General features: G+C 37.2%; 20 protein-coding genes. 12 read left to right on the top strand and 8 right to left on the bottom strand.

What is annotated here, in order from left to right:
- Positions 1-129 precede the first annotated feature (129 nt).
- Positions 130-939: a formate dehydrogenase accessory sulfurtransferase FdhD gene (gene fdhD / locus HMPREF3031_RS07815; protein ID WP_023014998.1), complete on the top strand. Its 810-nt coding sequence runs from the start codon at positions 130-132 to the stop codon at positions 937-939.
- 27 nt (positions 940-966) lie between these two features.
- On the opposite strand, the gene HMPREF3031_RS07820 is transcribed toward fdhD, so the two are convergent.
- The 3 genes from HMPREF3031_RS07820 to HMPREF3031_RS07830 form a co-directional block, all read right to left on the bottom strand.
- A complete protein-coding gene (locus HMPREF3031_RS07820) occupies positions 967-1,722 on the bottom strand; it encodes a GNAT family N-acetyltransferase (RefSeq protein ID WP_002479613.1) in 756 nt (251 codons plus the stop codon).
- 22 nt (positions 1,723-1,744) lie between these two features.
- Positions 1,745-2,296: a biotin transporter BioY gene (locus tag HMPREF3031_RS07825; RefSeq protein ID WP_002479614.1), complete on the bottom strand. Its 552-nt coding sequence runs from the start codon at positions 2,294-2,296 to the stop codon at positions 1,745-1,747.
- 96 nt (positions 2,297-2,392) lie between these two features.
- A complete protein-coding gene (locus HMPREF3031_RS07830) occupies positions 2,393-3,337 on the bottom strand; it encodes a nucleoside hydrolase (RefSeq protein ID WP_070724806.1) in 945 nt (314 codons plus the stop codon).
- Positions 3,338-3,537: 200 nt separating this feature from the next.
- Between HMPREF3031_RS07830 and HMPREF3031_RS07835 the strand changes: the two genes are divergently transcribed.
- A complete protein-coding gene (locus HMPREF3031_RS07835; RefSeq protein ID WP_002479616.1) occupies positions 3,538-4,683 on the top strand; it encodes an acyl-CoA dehydrogenase family protein in 1,146 nt (381 codons plus the stop codon).
- Positions 4,684-4,847: 164 nt separating this feature from the next.
- The gene (locus HMPREF3031_RS07840; protein WP_002479617.1) at positions 4,848-5,774 is read left to right on the top strand and encodes an iron-hydroxamate ABC transporter substrate-binding protein; all 927 of its coding nucleotides are present in this window, start codon (positions 4,848-4,850) and stop codon (positions 5,772-5,774) included.
- 56 nt (positions 5,775-5,830) lie between these two features.
- Here the strand turns inward: HMPREF3031_RS07840 and yut are convergent, their stop codons facing one another.
- Positions 5,831-6,760 carry an urea transporter gene (gene yut, locus HMPREF3031_RS07845; protein ID WP_002479618.1) on the bottom strand — a complete coding sequence of 310 codons (930 nt, stop codon included), beginning with the start codon at positions 6,758-6,760 and terminating at the stop codon, positions 5,831-5,833.
- A 296-nt stretch (positions 6,761-7,056) separates the two neighbouring features.
- Between yut and HMPREF3031_RS07850 the strand changes: the two genes are divergently transcribed.
- Genes HMPREF3031_RS07850 through HMPREF3031_RS07880 form a run of 7 tightly spaced genes read left to right on the top strand, consistent with a single transcriptional unit; the run spans position 7,057 to position 12,115 of the window.
- Complete coding sequence (locus tag HMPREF3031_RS07850; protein WP_002479619.1) at positions 7,057-7,359, top strand: urease subunit gamma; 303 nt, start codon at positions 7,057-7,059, stop codon at positions 7,357-7,359.
- A 16-nt stretch (positions 7,360-7,375) separates the two neighbouring features.
- Positions 7,376-7,789, top strand: coding sequence for an urease subunit beta (locus tag HMPREF3031_RS07855; protein WP_002479620.1), 414 nt, complete (start codon positions 7,376-7,378; stop codon positions 7,787-7,789).
- Positions 7,786-9,501, top strand: coding sequence for an urease subunit alpha (ureC, locus tag HMPREF3031_RS07860; protein WP_002479621.1), 1,716 nt, complete (start codon positions 7,786-7,788; stop codon positions 9,499-9,501). The genes HMPREF3031_RS07855 and ureC overlap by 4 nt, the downstream gene beginning before the upstream one ends.
- Positions 9,502-9,514: 13 nt before the next feature.
- Positions 9,515-9,967, top strand: coding sequence for an urease accessory protein UreE (ureE, locus tag HMPREF3031_RS07865; protein WP_002479622.1), 453 nt, complete (start codon positions 9,515-9,517; stop codon positions 9,965-9,967).
- Complete coding sequence (locus tag HMPREF3031_RS07870; protein WP_002479623.1) at positions 9,960-10,649, top strand: urease accessory protein UreF; 690 nt, start codon at positions 9,960-9,962, stop codon at positions 10,647-10,649. The genes ureE and HMPREF3031_RS07870 overlap by 8 nt, the downstream gene beginning before the upstream one ends.
- A gap of 12 nt (positions 10,650-10,661) precedes the next feature.
- The gene (gene ureG / locus HMPREF3031_RS07875; protein ID WP_002479624.1) at positions 10,662-11,276 is read left to right on the top strand and encodes an urease accessory protein UreG; all 615 of its coding nucleotides are present in this window, start codon (positions 10,662-10,664) and stop codon (positions 11,274-11,276) included.
- The gene (locus HMPREF3031_RS07880; RefSeq protein WP_002479625.1) at positions 11,276-12,115 is read left to right on the top strand and encodes an urease accessory protein UreD; all 840 of its coding nucleotides are present in this window, start codon (positions 11,276-11,278) and stop codon (positions 12,113-12,115) included. The genes ureG and HMPREF3031_RS07880 overlap by 1 nt, the downstream gene beginning before the upstream one ends.
- Positions 12,116-12,204: 89 nt before the next feature.
- Here the strand turns inward: HMPREF3031_RS07880 and HMPREF3031_RS07885 are convergent, their stop codons facing one another.
- Both HMPREF3031_RS07885 and HMPREF3031_RS07890 read right to left on the bottom strand, forming a co-directional pair.
- Positions 12,205-13,065: a patatin-like phospholipase family protein gene (locus tag HMPREF3031_RS07885; RefSeq protein ID WP_070724808.1), complete on the bottom strand. Its 861-nt coding sequence runs from the start codon at positions 13,063-13,065 to the stop codon at positions 12,205-12,207.
- A gap of 36 nt (positions 13,066-13,101) precedes the next feature.
- Complete coding sequence (locus tag HMPREF3031_RS07890) at positions 13,102-13,578, bottom strand: TspO/MBR family protein (RefSeq protein ID WP_002479627.1); 477 nt, start codon at positions 13,576-13,578, stop codon at positions 13,102-13,104.
- Between the two features lie 178 nt (positions 13,579-13,756).
- Here HMPREF3031_RS07890 and HMPREF3031_RS07895 point away from each other — a divergent pair, with 178 nt between their 5' ends.
- The gene (locus HMPREF3031_RS07895) at positions 13,757-14,182 is read left to right on the top strand and encodes a very short patch repair endonuclease (RefSeq protein ID WP_002479628.1); all 426 of its coding nucleotides are present in this window, start codon (positions 13,757-13,759) and stop codon (positions 14,180-14,182) included.
- Between the two features lie 93 nt (positions 14,183-14,275).
- Here the strand turns inward: HMPREF3031_RS07895 and HMPREF3031_RS07900 are convergent, their stop codons facing one another.
- Positions 14,276-14,632, bottom strand: coding sequence for a transcriptional regulator, SarA/Rot family (locus HMPREF3031_RS07900; protein ID WP_002479629.1), 357 nt, complete (start codon positions 14,630-14,632; stop codon positions 14,276-14,278).
- 334 nt (positions 14,633-14,966) lie between these two features.
- Here HMPREF3031_RS07900 and HMPREF3031_RS07905 point away from each other — a divergent pair, with 334 nt between their 5' ends.
- Entirely contained in the window at positions 14,967-17,228 is a 2,262-nt protein-coding gene (locus tag HMPREF3031_RS07905) for an ATP-binding cassette domain-containing protein (protein WP_002479630.1), read from the top strand.
- Between the two features lie 60 nt (positions 17,229-17,288).
- Here the strand turns inward: HMPREF3031_RS07905 and HMPREF3031_RS07910 are convergent, their stop codons facing one another.
- Positions 17,289-17,645, bottom strand: a complete 357-nt coding sequence (locus HMPREF3031_RS07910; RefSeq protein WP_023015013.1) for a DoxX family protein — start codon at positions 17,643-17,645, stop codon at positions 17,289-17,291.
- Position 17,646: the final 1 nt, after the last annotated feature.

Raw genomic sequence — 17,646 nt, forward strand, 5'->3', positions numbered from 1 at the left:
GTTTACTTTAAGTTTACTACGCTCTGTTTACTTGTACAACTTTTCATTTTAAATAATGAAACATTTCATGCAAATCTTTTTTGTAAATTGAAGTGATGTAGTATATTGTTAAATTAAGGAGTCATGCATATGAATAAAGATAAAGATGTTTTAACGAATCAGACAATTGTCCGCTTTGAAGATGGAGAATTATTTGAAACAACTGATAGTTATGTTACAGAATTTCCATTAACTGTCATGGTTAATGGCGAAGAATTTGCAACCGTCATCTGCAGTCCAGACCACATGGAAGAATTGGTGCTGGGCTTTTTAGCGTCTGAAGGTGCAATTTTAAAACGCAGTGAATTGAAATCGATTCAAATAGATGACAGCAAGGGGTTTGCACATGTTGAATTAACGAAAGACTTAGGAGATCGTTTCGAGTATTCAACCAAGCGCATGATTGCTTCATGTTGCGGTAAAAGTCGTGAGTTTTATTTCCAAAATGATGCGGCAGTGGCTAAGACGTCATTGTCGAATATCACACTCACACCTCAACAGGTCATCAATATGATGACGAGACTACAAACTGCAAGTAAACTGTTCAAACGTACAGGCGGCTTGCATAACGCGGCCATCAGCGACGGTGATGCTTTCTTTGAACACCGTCAAGATATCGGTCGACATAACGCACTCGATAAGTTATATGGTTTCTGTATTGAACGTCATATTCCTGTTCGAGACAAAGTATTAATTTTCAGCGGTCGTATTTCATCAGAAATTCTGATTAAAGCGGCTAAAATCGGAGTTGGTGTTATTCTTTCTAAATCCGCACCGACTACGTTAGCTGTGACGCTTGCGAATGACTTAAACATAACAGCCATTGGATTTATCAGAGATGGCAACTTCAATATTTATAGTCACCCAGAACGAATAAAAGCTGTGTCCTCACAAGATTAACTTGTGAAACACAGCTTTTTTGTTTGCTTATATATTCTCTTTTATCACACTATAACAATAACTGATGAAGGTATAGCCTTGTTTAATATACATTTCCTTGGCAGTATCTTCACCGTCTGCGATTAAAATCAAAGGTTTATGCTTGGCATAATTTGCGACAAATCCCTGCATAGCACGTCCGATTCCTTGTCCACGCATTTCTTTGATCACACCGAAACTATCGATTTCAATCGTTTCTTCTGATTCAATCATATCTAATGTGCCGACTGGTTGACTATCTTTATAAGCAATCACCCGCTTCACATTCGTTGCGCCGTCAAATTGTTGTCTTAAAGTTTTAACCACTTCGTCTGCGTAGTCTTTACCGTAATCCAGTGAAAAATAACGACAGATTTTCAAATAATCATCCAAATGATAAATATCGACAAAACGGATATCTAAACCATCTGGAATGTCACCTGCAAGCTCATGTGCTTCGATCGCATACATTTCTAACAACACAACATCAAAATTTTCTCGTTCAAAATATGTACGAAACGTGGAATCTAAAGGTGTGTTTTCTGGAAAAGTAAATGCCAAATGGCGGCTCTCTTGTTTGAGATGTGCGTGTGTTTGTGTTTTGACATCTTCTAACCAAGTTTCAAACGTCGGCATGTCATGATATACCCATTTATTCGTATAATACGTTAAAGGTTCTTGTGGTGTTAAATAAATCGTCTTTTGTTCATCTTCATAAGCAATCGTTCCAGGTTGATCAATTAATCGCATGGATAGCGGCCCCATCTTTATCCCTCTTTCTGCTACCTCAGAAACGAATCAATTGTTTAAAGCGTGTGTGATTCAATAATGCTGCACCGATTAAGCATGCGATAATCGCTTTAATAATATCCCCCGGCATAAAGACAAATGATAAAAAGAATGCTTTTGATAATGGCATATGTGTAATCACGCCCATAATTAATGTGCCGACAATGTCTAATAATAAGACACCCGCAATTAATGTAGGTAAAAATAAACGACCGAAATTGATTCGTTCTATAGATTTATCGCGCGCATACCCAATTAAGAAAGCGACGACTGGATATAAGAATAAGAAACCTGCTGATGGACCAGCAAAAACTCCTATACCGCCACGACCGCCTGATAGTACAGGTAAACCGCACGCTGCTAAAATTAAAAATACAATTACGCTTAATGTACCATACTTTTTGCCTAAAAGAATACCTGCTAGAAAAATACCGACATTCTGCAAGACAATCGGTACTGGCATGAATGGAAGCGGAATAGGTGGAATCAGACCAAGCAATGCGATAATAGCTGTCATAATCGCAGTAAATGTGATATGTTTTGTTGTCATAATATAACCTCCTCAAAATCTTACATGGAAGATTATATCACATATGTTAACTTTAATTTAAGATAAGTTAACATTTATTTGTATAATTTTACACGTCTAGACACGAACCTTTGCGGCAAGGTTTGTCATGTAGTCAAAGAATGCATCTCTGTGCACATCATCGACTAATCTGATTGTACGGCCGCCTTCTTGAACACGTTTAGTTCGCCCTTGACTCGGTCCTTTTGTAATCACTTCTGTTTGTACTTCTTCAACATGTACTAACTCAGGTTTTCCGACAGAAGCTGTTGTTAAGACATCCCATAAGAAATACGTAGAGTTCGTCACAAAATGCGTTAATGGCGGAACTGCAGCATAACAAACACCTAAGAAATCTACACCTAAAATATCACGTTGATCTGCCCACATTTGTCTGACATCAATTGTTAACGGCACTTTATTTGTACTTTCTAACGCAACCATATCAATCGCAATATCTGTATCAAAAACCGTTGCGACTGCTTCTGGATCCCAAAAGGCATTCCATTCTGCAGTTCCATCATGTTCAGGTTCTTCAACATTGCCTTTCGTTAAGAATGTTCCCCCCATCCATACTAAGCGTTCAATTTTTTCTGTGATATGCGGAGCAACCTCTAATGCTTTAGCCAAATCTGTTAAAGGTCCAGTAAATAACAAGGTTACTGGTTTCTTACTCGCTTCTAATTTTTCTATTATATCTTCATATGCTTCAAGTTCTGATTGCGATGCTCGTTGTTCAGTACGTGATTCATTCAATACTGGTAATGCATCTACAAAGAAGGCATGCATACGCCATTCTTTAGGAAATGGATTCTTCCCTCTTTGTGATGATGCGGCAACTTTTAAATCTCTATATGAAAAGCGGTTAATGATTTTAATAGACGCACTCACTGCGGGTTCTACATAACTGTCAGCACCAATTGCGCTGACACCGATTAATTCAACATCTTCCATCTGTAGTAATAAAAAGAGAGACACTAAATCATCTACACCGCCATCGTGGTTGAAATATATTTGTTTCATGTTCTACCTCCAAAATTTATGTATATTACTTATTAAATTGAAATTCACAACAAATGTAAAGTAAGCATTTAACCAGAAATTTAATTGTATGATGTCTAGCTTTTCTCGTAAAACAAATGCAGACCGCTAAAAACTACCAACTCTCTATTCCGAGTGATACACTAAACTTAACAAGGCAACAAACGTCAGGAGGAATGACATTGTTAGAATCAGGATTAATTCATACAGAGATTCAACGTAAATGGTTAACAAAATTACAATCAATCAAAGACGAATTTCAAGCACATGCAGCATACAATGATGCGCATAGCCGCTTCCCTCACGAGAATATTGATTGGCTCGTTAAAGAAGGTTATACCTTATTAACCTTGCCGAAAGCTTATGGCGGTGAAGGTGCGACAATTGAAGATATGGTAATCATCCAAAGTTATTTAGGTTCTATTGATGGTGCCACAGCTTTATCTATCGGTTGGCATTTAAGTACTGCAGGACAAATATTTGAAGAACAAAAATGGGAGCCTCACCTACTCGATCAATTAGCACAAGCTATTCAAGAAGGTGCGTTGATTAATAGAGCGGTGAGTGAAGCGGATACTGGAAGTCCGACACGTGGCGGCAAACCTTCAACACACGCTAAACGCTCAGGTTCAGAATATGTTTTAAACGGCGTTAAAACTTTTACTTCAATGTTGCCAGCTTTAACCCATTTCTTAGTCAGCGGCTACAATGAAGCCACAGACCAATTCGGTTTCTTCTTAGTTGAAAAAGAAACGCCTGGAGTGTCTGTTGCTGAAACTTGGAATGTGGTCGGCATGCGTGCGACTGAAAGCCATGACCTGGTATTAGAAGATGTGCATATACCACAAGAAAACTTTGTAGAAGTTGCGGGCGGTTCAAAAGGGCCGAACGGTTGGATTCTGCATATCCCAAGTGTGTATTTAGGTATTGCACAAGCTGCGGCAGATTATGCGAAAGACTTCGCCAAAACACATCAGCCGAATAGTATTGATTACCCTATCGGACATCTTCCGACTGTCCAACAATCAATCGGTGAAATGGAGTCGTTATTACTTTCAGCACGTGCCTTTTTATGGTCTACAGCCCGTATGTATCATGAAGCCCCTGATGCACCTGTTTGGAATGAAACTTCCGCAAGTAAAATTTTAGTAATGAATCAAGGTTTGAAAGTCATCGATTTAGCAATGCGCATTGTCGGTGCGAAAAGTTTAGAAATGGATCGCCCGCTTCAACGCTATTATCGTGACATGCGTGCTGGTCTGCATAATCCGCCAATGGAAGATGCGGCTTACACAAATATTGCCAAATCAGAACTCAACTTATTCTAGTGACTTAACACTATGTTCAATAGTCGAACATAGTGTTTTTCATTTTAAACAAATAATAAATGTTGATTTATTTAGAAATTTATATTGTGCTTTCTGCCAATACCCTTTATAATTTTCAATAACGCTAAACGATAATCGTTTTCAATTAGGAGGAAGATATAAAGATGAAAAAATTACTCATCCCACTGATTGTGTTAGTCCTTGTGCTTGCAGCATGCGGTAAACAATCCAGTGATCAAAAAGATTCAAAAAAAGAAACACGTTCATATACAATGGATAACGGTAAGAAAGTAGATATTCCGAAAGAACCTAAACGTATTGCGGTTGTTGCACCTACATACGCTGGCGGTGTAAAAAAATTAGGCGGTAACGTTGTAGCAGTCAACAGCCAAGTCGATGACAGCCCTATCTTAAAAGAAAAATTCAAAGGTGTTGAAAAAATCGGCGCCACTGGCAGCGAAGATGTTGAAAAAGTAATCAAACAAAAACCAGATTTAATCATTGTTTATTCAACAGATAAAAACATCAAGAAATATCAAAAAGCAGCTCCTACTGTAGTTTTCGACTACGCAAAACATAAGTACTTAGATCAACAAATTGAACTAGGTAAATTGTTAGGTAAAGAAGACGAAGCTAAAAAATGGACAGAGGATTGGAAAAAAGAAACTAAAAAAGATGGTAAAGAGATTCAAGATAAAATCGGTAAAGATTCAACAATCTCATTATTAGATGAATTCGACAAAAAACTTTATACGTACGGTCCAAACTGGGGCCGCGGCGGTGAAGTGATTTATCAAGCATTCGGCTTACAAATGCCAGAAAAACAAAAAGAACTAGTTAAAAAAGATGGTTGGGCAGAAATCAAACAAGAAAAAATTCCTGAATATGCAGGCGACTATATTGTATCAACACGTGCCGGCAAAGCTGAACCATCTTATACTCAAACAAACCTTTGGAAAAACCTTCCAGCAGTTAAAGAAGGACATGTCATCAAAGTAGATGCGAAAACATACTGGTTCAACGACCCTTACACATTAGAATTCATGCGTAAAGATTTAAAAGAAAAACTCGAACAAGCAGCTTCTAAATAATATGAAAAAAACGGCTTACACAGTAAACAGGTTGTGTAAGCCGTTTTCTTTATAGATTATTTATTTTCAGTTTCGCTTTCAACAGGCATCACATTTGGTTTACCTGCCATCAACATCAACCATGTTGCGACGATGAACGGTAATGTGAATACTGGCAAGCCGAAAGGTTTTAACCAAGTCACTAAACCAGCGTGTACAACCACTGTGATAAAAATACCAAATAACATACTTAAATATTTGTTAAATACTGAAGTTTCTTTAAAGGTAACACCTAAAGCCAATATTACTAAGATAACATTATAGCCATATAATCCTGTATTTATATCATCATGGTTCGCCCCAAATAACATTACCACAAAAACACCGATAATATTTGCGACGACTGAGAAGATACCTGCACGTTTAGAAGCAATAAAGATACCAATCAGTATCAATAAGCCCCCTACTGTACTTTTCACCAAGAAAATTTCACTAAAGCCATCTAAGAAAGTCATCACACCGTTAATCGCGTGATGTGAAAATGTAATCTCACGTACCGTAGAAGGTAAAATATTAACCCCAGCATTGACGTGTTCGAATTGGAAGGACATAAATAGAAACATCCAACTGATAAACACATACGGCATGGTCAACATCGGCAAGTCAAAACGCGATAATAAATGACGAAATGCGGCACCAAGCGGTAATGTCAATACAACCGCAAGTGCTGTCATACCAATACCTTTAATGTCTGGCACTAAGAATATGGTTAAAGCCACACCTGTCAGCACTGGATTAAAACCAGCTAGCCCCTCTTTGATTTCTTCTTTGGAATAATTTGTATAAGGTGCTAATACATAAGCAATCAAACTAGAAAGCAATGCTGCTAGCCCTACTTTCCAATTTGCTACAAATAAACCTGCTAAAATGAATAGCCCTGTCCAAGCATTATTTAACAATAATACTTGTGAAATATTCTTTAATACAACGTCGACTAATTGACGCATCGATCCTTCACCTGATTTCTCAAAATTTATAAACAGTTATAATTTTAACAAAATAGGATTGCGAATAAAACCTATTGCTCTCTATTTATAATTTTTTAAGATTAAAATACAACGTTTGTTTGAAAATGTACCAAAAAAGGTAAAACTCCCTTGGGTTAATTAAAGTGTATATTCAAGCCTTAACTTGTTAATTTGCAATTATATTTGGCACCACAAATATATATTTCTTGTATATCGATAAGTCGAGTCTTACAATGGATTAGTATTATTTAACATATATGAAAGAAGGGATTACTTTGCATTTTACTCAACGTGAACAAGATAAATTGATGTTGGTTATTGCGAATGACGTTGCACGCAGACGTCAAAAACGCGGTTTAAAATTAAACTATCCTGAAGCGGTAGCTATCATCAGTTACGAAATGTTAGAAGGTGCAAGAGATGGTAAGAGCGTTGCCGACCTTATGAGTTACGGCAGACAAATTTTAAATAAGGATGATGTAATGGAAGGTGTAGCAGATATGATCACAGACATCGAAGTTGAAGCTACATTCCCTGACGGCACAAAATTAATTACGATACATCATCCGATTGTTTAAAGGGGGATTATATATTATGAGACCTGATGAAATTATAGTAAAACGTACTGAAATAGAAATAAATAAAGGTACTGATTCTACTGAAACAGTAATCGTTGTTAAAAATATAGGAGACCGCCCTATTCAAGTCGGTTCTCATTATCATTTTTTTGAAGTAAATGATGGCTTAAAATTTGATAGAGAGAAAGCATATGGTAAACATTTAGATATTCCAGCTGGCGCAGCTGTACGCTTTGAACCTGGGGATGAAAAGAAAGTACAACTTGTGGAATATAACGGTAATCGTCGTATTTACGGATTCCGAGGAATGGTTAATGGACCGATTGATGAAGATCGTGTCTTCCGTGTAGACGATAATCATCCGAACGCTGGTATTAAAGACGACGAAGGAATGAAAAATGCGAATAAAGAAAGTGGGTATGATCGATGAGCTTTAAAATGACACAATCTCAATATACAAGTTTATATGGTCCGACTGTCGGTGATTCTATTCGATTAGCTGATACAAACTTGTTTGCACGAGTAGAAAAAGACTATGCGTCATATGGGGATGAAGCTACTTTCGGCGGCGGTAAATCTGTGCGTGACGGTATGGCTCAAAACCCTAACGTAACACGTGATGACCGTAATGTTGCAGATACTGTTATTACAAACGCAGTTATTATTGATTACGATAAAGTATACAAAGCAGATATCGGAATTAAAAACGGCTATATCATGAGATATGGTAAAGCTGGTAACCCTGATATTATGGACAACGTTAATATCATTATCGGTGCAAACACTGATATCATTTCAGCTGAAGGTAAGATCGTAACAGCTGGCGGTATTGATACACACGTGCACTTTATTAACCCTGAACAATCATGGGTTGCGCTTGAAAGTGGTGTTACAACACATATCGGCGGCGGTACTGGTGCTTCTGAAGGTTCTAAAGCCACTACGGTTGCTCCAGGTCCATGGCATATGCACCGTATGTTAGAAGCAGCGGAAGCTTTACCAGTCAACGTTGGTTTCACTGGTAAAGGACAAGCACATAACCACACAGCATTAATTGAACAAATCCACGCTGGCGCAATCGGCTTGAAAGTCCATGAGGACTGGGGAGCAACACCATCTGCGCTAAGTCATGCATTAGACGTAGCTGATGATTATGATGTTCAAATCGCATTACACGCAGATACGTTGAATGAAGCGGGCTTCATGGAAGATACGATGAAAGCAATCAAAGACCGTGTCATTCATATGTACCACACTGAAGGTGCTGGTGGCGGACATGCGCCTGACTTAATCAAATCAGCAAGCTATCCTAATGTCCTTCCATCATCTACTAACCCAACACTACCTTACACAACAAATACAATTGATGAGCACTTAGATATGGTTATGATTACACACCACTTGAACGCTTCTATTCCTGAAGACGTAGCATTCGCTGATTCACGTATCCGTAAAGAAACAATTGCAGCGGAAGACGTATTACAAGATATGGGTGTATTCAGTATGGTCAGCTCTGACTCACAAGCAATGGGTCGTGTCGGTGAAGTTATCACACGTACATGGCAAGTCGCACACCGTATGAAAGAACAACGCGGTTATTTAGATGGCGACTCAGAATACAATGACAACAACCGTATCAAACGTTATATCGCAAAATACACAATCAACCCTGCGATTACACACGGTATCTCTGAATATGTCGGTTCAATTGAACCTGGCAAACTTGCGGATATTGTAATTTGGGAGCCTGCATTCTTTGGTGTAAAACCTGATGTTGTCTTAAAAGGCGGAATGATCAGTACAGCAATCAACGGTGATGCAAATGGTTCTATCCCAATCTCAGAACCTCTTAAATTCCGTAAAATGTACGGTCAACTTGGCGGTAACATGACAGGTACAAACATGACATTCGTATCAAACATTGCTTATATGAACGATATTCAACGTCAATTGAACTTGCATCGTTTAATCCGTCCAGTTAAAAATATCCGTAACCTACGTAAAACAGATATGAAAAACAATACAGCAACACCAAAATTAGACGTAGATCCACAAACGTATGAAGTGTTTGTAGATGGCGAAAAAATCACAAGCGAACCTGCTAAAGAGTTGCCATTAACACAACGTTACTTCTTATTCTAGGAGGCAAGCTTTCATGATAGTAGAAGAAATTCTTGGCAATATCGCCAATTTATCACCTGAAGAAAAACAAAAGCACACTGAAAAAGTGTATCTAGAAAACTCTGATTTAGTTAAACGCATCCAACGTGTTAAAACTGACCACGGTAATGAAATCGGAATCCGCTTAAAAAACCCTGTAGACTTGCAGTATGGCGATATCTTATATGAAGATGACAACAACCGTATCGTGGTTGATGTCAATTCTGAAGATATTTTGGTTATCAAACCACGTTCACTGCAAGAAATGGGAGATATTGCCCATCAACTTGGTAACCGTCATTTACCTGCACAATTCACAGAAAGTGAAATGTTGGTACAATACGATTATTTAGTTGAAGATTTATTAAAATCATTAGGCATCCCCCACTCACGTGAGGATCGCAAAGTAAACAAAGCCTTCCGTCATATAGGACATTCACATGATTGATCATGCGTCTTTACGCTTGTTTCAATTTTGCGATTCGCAATTCCCTACAGGTGCTTTCAGCCATTCATTCGGATTAGAAACTTATATCCAAAGAGGGACTGTTCATGATGAACAGTCCTTCCAAGAATGGTTGAAACTGTTTTTAAGTGAACAACTCACATATGCGGATGGATTAGCGATGCGCTTCGTTTACGAAGCACTGAATCAGAATGATGAAAAAAGAGTGTTAGAATTAGATCGTTTATTATTTGTTCAAAATATGCCGAGAGAAACACGTGTCGGTACCAAACAAATGGGAACACGTATGGTGAAACTAGCTGATGAACTTTACGATAGTGAATGGATTCATTGGTATCACGAACAATATCAAGCAAAACAAGCGAAATTGCATCCAGCAATATGCTTTACAATGCTTGGTCATTATCTCGGTGTCGATATTGAAATGATTATCGATTATTATTTATATCAAAACGTTTCATCTTTAACTCAAAATGCGGTCAGAGCCATTCCATTAGGACAAACTGCAGGTCAACGTATTGTGACGCAGATGATTCCTTTTATGAAACAAACACGCGACCATATTTTTGAGCTTAAAGCATCTGAATTCGGCATCACTGCACCAGGACTTGAAATCAATCAAATGGAACATGAAAAAGTGAATGTACGAATCTTTATTTCTTAGGAGGCAAGATTTATGACTCAACCTATTAAAATCGGAGTCGGCGGCCCTGTAGGCGCAGGTAAAACCGAACTTGTAGAAAAAGTAGTAAAACATCTTTCTAAAGAATTAAGCATCGGTGTTATTACAAATGATATTTATACAAAAGAAGACGAAAAAATCTTAGTAAATTCTGGCGTACTTCCTGCAGATCGTATCATCGGAGTTGAAACTGGCGGTTGCCCTCATACAGCAATTCGTGAAGATGCTTCAATGAACTTTGCGGCAATTGATGAATTAGTTGAACGTCATGAAGATATTGAATTGATTTTCGTAGAATCAGGCGGCGACAACTTAGCTGCGACATTCAGTCCAGAACTTGTAGATTTCTCAATTTATATTATCGACGTTGCACAAGGTGAAAAAATCCCACGTAAAGGCGGCCAAGGTATGATTAAATCTGATTTCTTCATCATCAACAAAACAGATTTAGCACCTTATGTCGGCGCATCTTTAGACCAAATGGCTGAAGATACACGTACTTTCCGTGGTGATCGTCCATTCACATTCACAAACCTTAAAACAGAAGAAGGTTTAGACAATGTGATTAACTGGATTGAACGTGATGTGCTGCTTAAAGGACTAGAGTAATGTCTGAAGAAAAGCAATGGACAGGACAGTTAGATATCACCGTCTTTAATGACGGTGAACGTTCTGTAGCACGCGATATCTTTTTTGAACAAGCATTAAAAGTGATTCGCCCTATTTATTTAAATGGCTCAAATATCCCGACATTCTATATTGTTAATGTCGGCGGCGGCTATTTAGATGGAGACCGTTATCGCTTAAATGTTAAAGTGAAAGAAAATGCGGCAACGACACTCACATCGCAAGGTGCAACAAAAATCTACAAAACATTGAAAGATCATGTTGAACAGTACCAAACGTTCACGATTGAAGATAACGCTTATATGGAATATGTAGGCGATCCGATTATAGCTTATAAAGATGCAAAGTTTTATCAGCATAATCAGTATCATCTGGCTAAAACCGGCGCAATGTTTTATACCGATATCTTAACGCCTGGTTATTCTCCAGATGAAGCGCACTTTACGTATGACTATCTTCACCTGCTTAATGAAATTTTCGTTGACGGTGAATTAGTCGTTTATGATAACTTGTTGTTGGATCCAAATAAAAATCGTGTAGATGCTTTAGGTTATATGGAAGGTTATTCTCATCTAGGGTCTTGCTATTTCATTCATCCAGATGCGAATAAAGAAACAGTTGAAGAACTTTATGAGATTATGGCACCTTATGCGAAACAAGAAGACTGCAGAATCGGTATTACTGAACTTGCGACACATGGTATCAGTATCCGTATTCTTGCACATCAAACTGATTTAATTTTAGATATTCTAAATGACGTGCAACAACAACTTGTCAGAAAACATTATGACAGAGATGTAGATTTCTTAAGAAAATATTAATAGCAATCAAGTTATACACCTGATTGCAAACTAAAGGACGGTTATTCATTCTTTGATAACCGTCCTTTTTACATACATAATTTTATAAGTTACTGTTTGTTCCAAAATGCTTTAAGCGCTTGTGCTTCTTCATGTCCTTGTTGGCGTGCAGCTTCAGCTACTTCTTTACGTAATGCACCATTCATTGTATTATAATCATATTTTTCCAGAATACTCATTACAGTGCTATCTGGTTTGACTGTATACACACTTTGACCTCGTTCTTGCATATGGTCCACTAAATCAGATAATGCATAAGGTGTTTTCACTGGTAAATTCGCAGCTAATACCACAACTTTATCCGCTTCACTGACATCTGGATTATCCATAGAATAAGAACCGCCATCATAATAGTGTTTATCATGCAGCTGAATCGTTGGATAAGCTCCTTGGAATGCGCCACTCGCCGCAATAGCTTTAACTAACGGTACATCAGAGTTTTCATCAAATACACGACGTTGATTTGATTCTACTTCTGTCACTACAATTTTGATTTTAGGTGTCCAGCCCGAAACCGCATTGCCTAAGCTGTTTCTGATCATATTGAGTCGTTTTGTTTCAGGCAAATCTACTTTAGGATGCATAGCCATCTGACTCATACCATCAATCCATTCTTCTACAGTACGCGCATTTTTCTCTAATTGATCAAATTGCGCAAAGATATCTGCTAAATCATCATCCGTTAATGGATTTTCAGCTTCTCTTTGATAGTTTAGTTGTTCTCCCCATATTGTTTCCCAGTCTGCTTCTGATGCGAGAACTGTGCCCACTTGTGCACCCGCAGATGTTCCGACAAATTCATCGGCATCTCTCAAGTCTAAACCTTTTTCAGCTAAACCTCTTAAATAACCGATTTTCCATGCCATGCCGAATTGACCGCCGGCACCTAAAATTACTGATGTTGTTGCCATATGATTCACTTCCTTCAACTTTTATTATGACATGAATTATTGATCTTTGTTTAAAATCCAGCTTCCTGTCGCAAGATAGCTCGCAAATGCACACCATAATGCATAAGGCACCATTAACAAGCCGCTGCGTTTATCTGCTTTATAGAAATTGACTGCCGTGACGACAACAGATGCGAATAAAGCATAACTTTCAATCATTGCTGCTCCACGTAGTTTATATTTGAAATACAATACAGACCATAAGAAATTCAAACCAAGTTGTGTATAGTGTGAAATCGGTACAGATTTATCTTTACTTGCGTTACGTGCAATCATATATGCGACGCCCATCGCAAAATATAAACCTGACCAGACAATGGGATACGTAATACCTGGCGGTGAAAACGGCGGGTTCTTTTCTTTTTGATAAACTTGACGTGCATTGCTTGTCGCATATTTTGCTACCAAAGTGCCCCCTACTGTCGGCGTTATTAAATGTACAATATCTCTCAGAACTTTGAATGGTTGTTTCAAACTATCCCTTCCTTCTGTTTCATATAATTATTTTCTTTACTTTATGTATCTACCCTTTAGAAAAAGTATTAAATATCATCGTTGTATGTTTATGTTATTATCTGCGTGATGCTGCATAACAACAGGCTTTTTCGGGAATATCAATATAGACCATCTTATATGTATGAGGTGAATTTATATGGCAGAATCTAAAGCCTATCGTTCTAAGATGATGTCTAAAATCAAAGGCACAGGCGGCAAAGCTGAAACACAACTTGCTAAAGCTTTATGGCACCAAGGTGTCCGTTATTTTAAGAATTATAAGAAGTTACCCGGCACTCCAGATATCGCTATCACTAAATATAACGTAATGGTATTTGTATATGGGGAATTCTGGCATGGTTATGATTGGGAAAATGTTAAACAAAAAAGAATCCACACGAACCGTTCATATTGGATACCGAAATTAGAACGCAATATGGAAAGAGATCAAGAAGTGAATCAGAAATTAGAAGAAATGGGTTATACTGTCTTACGTTTTTGGGAGAAACATGAAGTGTTTAAGGACATGGATGCTTGTGTCCAACAAGTGTTAGATGCGATTGAACAAAATAAACAAAAATAAAAAAGTGAGCTATCTCAATGAATAACTCACTTTTTTATTACTAATTTTTTGTGCCTGTTGAAATAATCTTAAATTCCCCAACTTCTCCTATGATTAAAATACTTTGCTGACCGCTTTACAAAGAGCCTCGATTTCCTTTCTTTGCTCTGGATCAACTACTAAAATCACGGTTCTTTCATCATGTTTATTTCTTTTTTTAGTTAAGAGTTTACGCTCTTTAAGCTTTTGAATCGCTTTAGAAATAAAATATGGTTTTAAGTTGGAAAGTTGAATGATTTCTTTTACATTGAACTCTGTACGTTCTTTTTCACTGCTGTGAATGTAGTTTAAAATAAAGAGTTCTTCAAAAGTGATTTGAAACTCACTTTTTATTGTAGCACTGACCTCTCTTACTTTTTGTGCTACAGTGACGAATTTTGATAAATCATTAATTATGTTTTTATTGTTCATAGTGAAATTCACTCCTTCTTGATGTTTTTCGAAGATGTTTAGTGAATTGTTCTGATAATTTCAAGCAAGCCCCTACATAAACTAATTTTATTACAACTCTCATTAAATAACAATCTATTTTTGTTCCTAAAATAATCAAAATAGTAAACGTCATAATGTTGAAATCAGTCATCACGAATGTAAAGTTTTCACTAAGGTTAATTGGGTTAATAGGATGACTGTCTATTCAAAAAATCAAAAGCAATAAAAGTAGTAATAAATGAATATTGGGGAATACAATTAATCAATGTCATAATGAATGTGTATCACATATACAAACAAGGAGGATGAAAGGATGAAACAAGATTATATCCGTGTCAAAGGTGCGACACAGAATAATTTAAAATCCATCGATGTAGACATTCCGAAACATTTCATAACTGTATTTACAGGCCGTTCTGGTTCAGGAAAGTCTTCACTCGTTTTTAATACACTCGCAGCTGAATCAGAGCACCTTTTAAACGAAACTTATTCAAGTTACATACAGTTTCATCTTAATCAACAACCTAGACCTAGCGTCGATCACATAGACCATCTGCCTGTTGCGATGACAATCAGCCAACAACGTTATAACGGCAACTCTCGCTCAACAGTCGGCACAATTTCAGACATATACGCATCTGTGCGTTTATTATGGTCACGTATCGGCACACCTTTTGTAGGTTATTCTGATGTTTTTTCATTCAACAGCCCATCAGGCATGTGCAAAGAATGTGAAGGTTTAGGTTACATTGAATCAATTAATTTAGATGAATTGTTAGATTGGGATAAGTCATTAAATGAAGGTGCCATCGACTTCCCTTCTTTCGGTCCGGATAAAGAAAGAGGAAAAGCATATCGCGACAGCGGTTTGTTTGATAATGACAAAAAGTTAAAAGACTTTACCAAAGAAGAACTTGATTTATTTTTATATCAACAGCCGACAAAGCTTAAATATCCACCGAAAGAATGGAGAAAAACTGCGAAATATGTGGGATTGATTCCGCGTTTCAGCCGTATCTTTTTAGGCGATAAAACTTTTGCGAAAAAACGTTATGCACGCCATTTAAAACACGTCGTTACCACTAAAACATGTCCTGTTTGTGAAGGACAAAGACTAAATCAAAAGGTATTAAGTTGTAAAATCAATGGCTATAATATTTCTGATTTTACTAAAATGACAATTAAAGAGAACTTGGCTTTTTTAGATCAATTGAATCAACCAACTGCAGAATTTATTATTGCGCCGCTTCGAAAACAACTTGAAGCCCTAGATTTCATAGGATTAAGCTATCTAACACTCGACCGTGTCACAACAACACTTTCTGGTGGAGAAGCACAACGTCTTAAATTAATCCGTCATTTGAATAGTCCTTTATCTGATTTAGTTTATATTATTGATGAACCCAGTGTTGGTTTGCATCCTGAAGATATACAAAAAATCAATATTATTTTACAATCACTTAAAGAAAAAGGCAATACTGTTTTAATTGTTGAACATGATCCTGATGTTATTAAAGAAGCGGATTATGTCATTGATATGGGACCAGGTTCTGGTAAGAATGGTGGAGAAATTACATTTGAAGGAGATTATCCAGCATTATTAGAATCTGATACAGCGACAGGTCATGCGTTAAGAAAACCACATCACCTTAAAAATGACGTGCGTCAACCTGCAGGATATTTCCATCTCGGACCAATTACAGAAAATAATTTAAAAGATGTCACGGTTGATTTACCTAAACAAGTCATGACGGTTATGACAGGTGTTGCAGGTTCTGGTAAGAGTACTTTGGTCAAAAAAGGATTTGAAGATAATGAACATACTATCTTTGTTGATCAAAAAGCGGTTCAAGGTTCAAGCCGTTCTAACCTGCTGACTTATTTAGGTGTCTTTGATCAAGTACGAAAATTCTTCAGCCAACAAACCGGATTAAGCAAAGCGATGTTCAGCTATAATTCTAAAGGTGCATGCCCCAATTGCGGCGGTAAAGGTTATATTAAAACTGAACTAGCCTTTATGGCTGATTTTTCTCAGACTTGTGAAGTGTGTCATGGTAAACGCTATAAACCTGAAGTATTAGAAGCAACAGTTAACGGTTATAATATTGCGGATGTTTTAAACTTAACTGTAGATGAAGGTTTAGAATTCTTTAAAGGGCATCAAGAAATTGAAGATGCATTAGAGTCATTAAGCCAAACTGGATTAAATTATATGGCACTCGGTCAACCGCTAGACACCTTATCTGGCGGTGAGATTCAGCGCGTTAAATTAAGTCAGCATTTAGTCGAACCGACAACTGATTATGTTTATATCTTTGATGAGCCGACAACAGGTTTACATGAAGAAGACATTCCTCTACTATTGAATCGCTTCAATGATTTAATTGAAGCTGGGAATACAGTGATTCTGATTGAACATAACTTATCCATGATGTGTGAAGCGGATTGGCTCATTGATGTCGGACCAGGTCCTGGTTTAGAAGGAGGACAAATCTTATTCAGCGGCTTGCCTAAAGACTTCCTACAAACAGATACCTTAACTGCCAAACATTTAAAACGTTATACTCAAGCATAATAAAAAGGCTCAACCACAGTTTTGTGATTGAGCCTTATTCATATATACACTGATTATTTATTATTTTTTACTGCAAATTGTATCAGCTGAAGATAATGCAGCTAATTTCAATAAGTCAGTTGCGTGTTTAGCGCCTTCTTTACCATGACCTGCTTCGTAGTGTTTGTAAGCTGCAACACCTAATACACCTACTGCTAATAATGAAGCAACATTTGTCATTTTTTTGTTGCCGAAGCTTAGTAAATAGATTAAACCACTTGCTGCTTCTAAAGTACCTGCAACTGTTACCCATTTAGAATCAAGGCCGAACACATTTGCGAAAGTATCTTTCATACCTGCGTCACCTTTTAATTTTGGCTCTGAAGCCTGTAATAATTCCTTAGCGATTTTAATATTGTTTAAATAACGTAATAACATA

The sequence above is a fragment of the Staphylococcus sp. HMSC072B07 genome (assembly GCF_001815505.1).
Taxonomy (GTDB): domain Bacteria; phylum Bacillota; class Bacilli; order Staphylococcales; family Staphylococcaceae; genus Staphylococcus; species Staphylococcus simulans.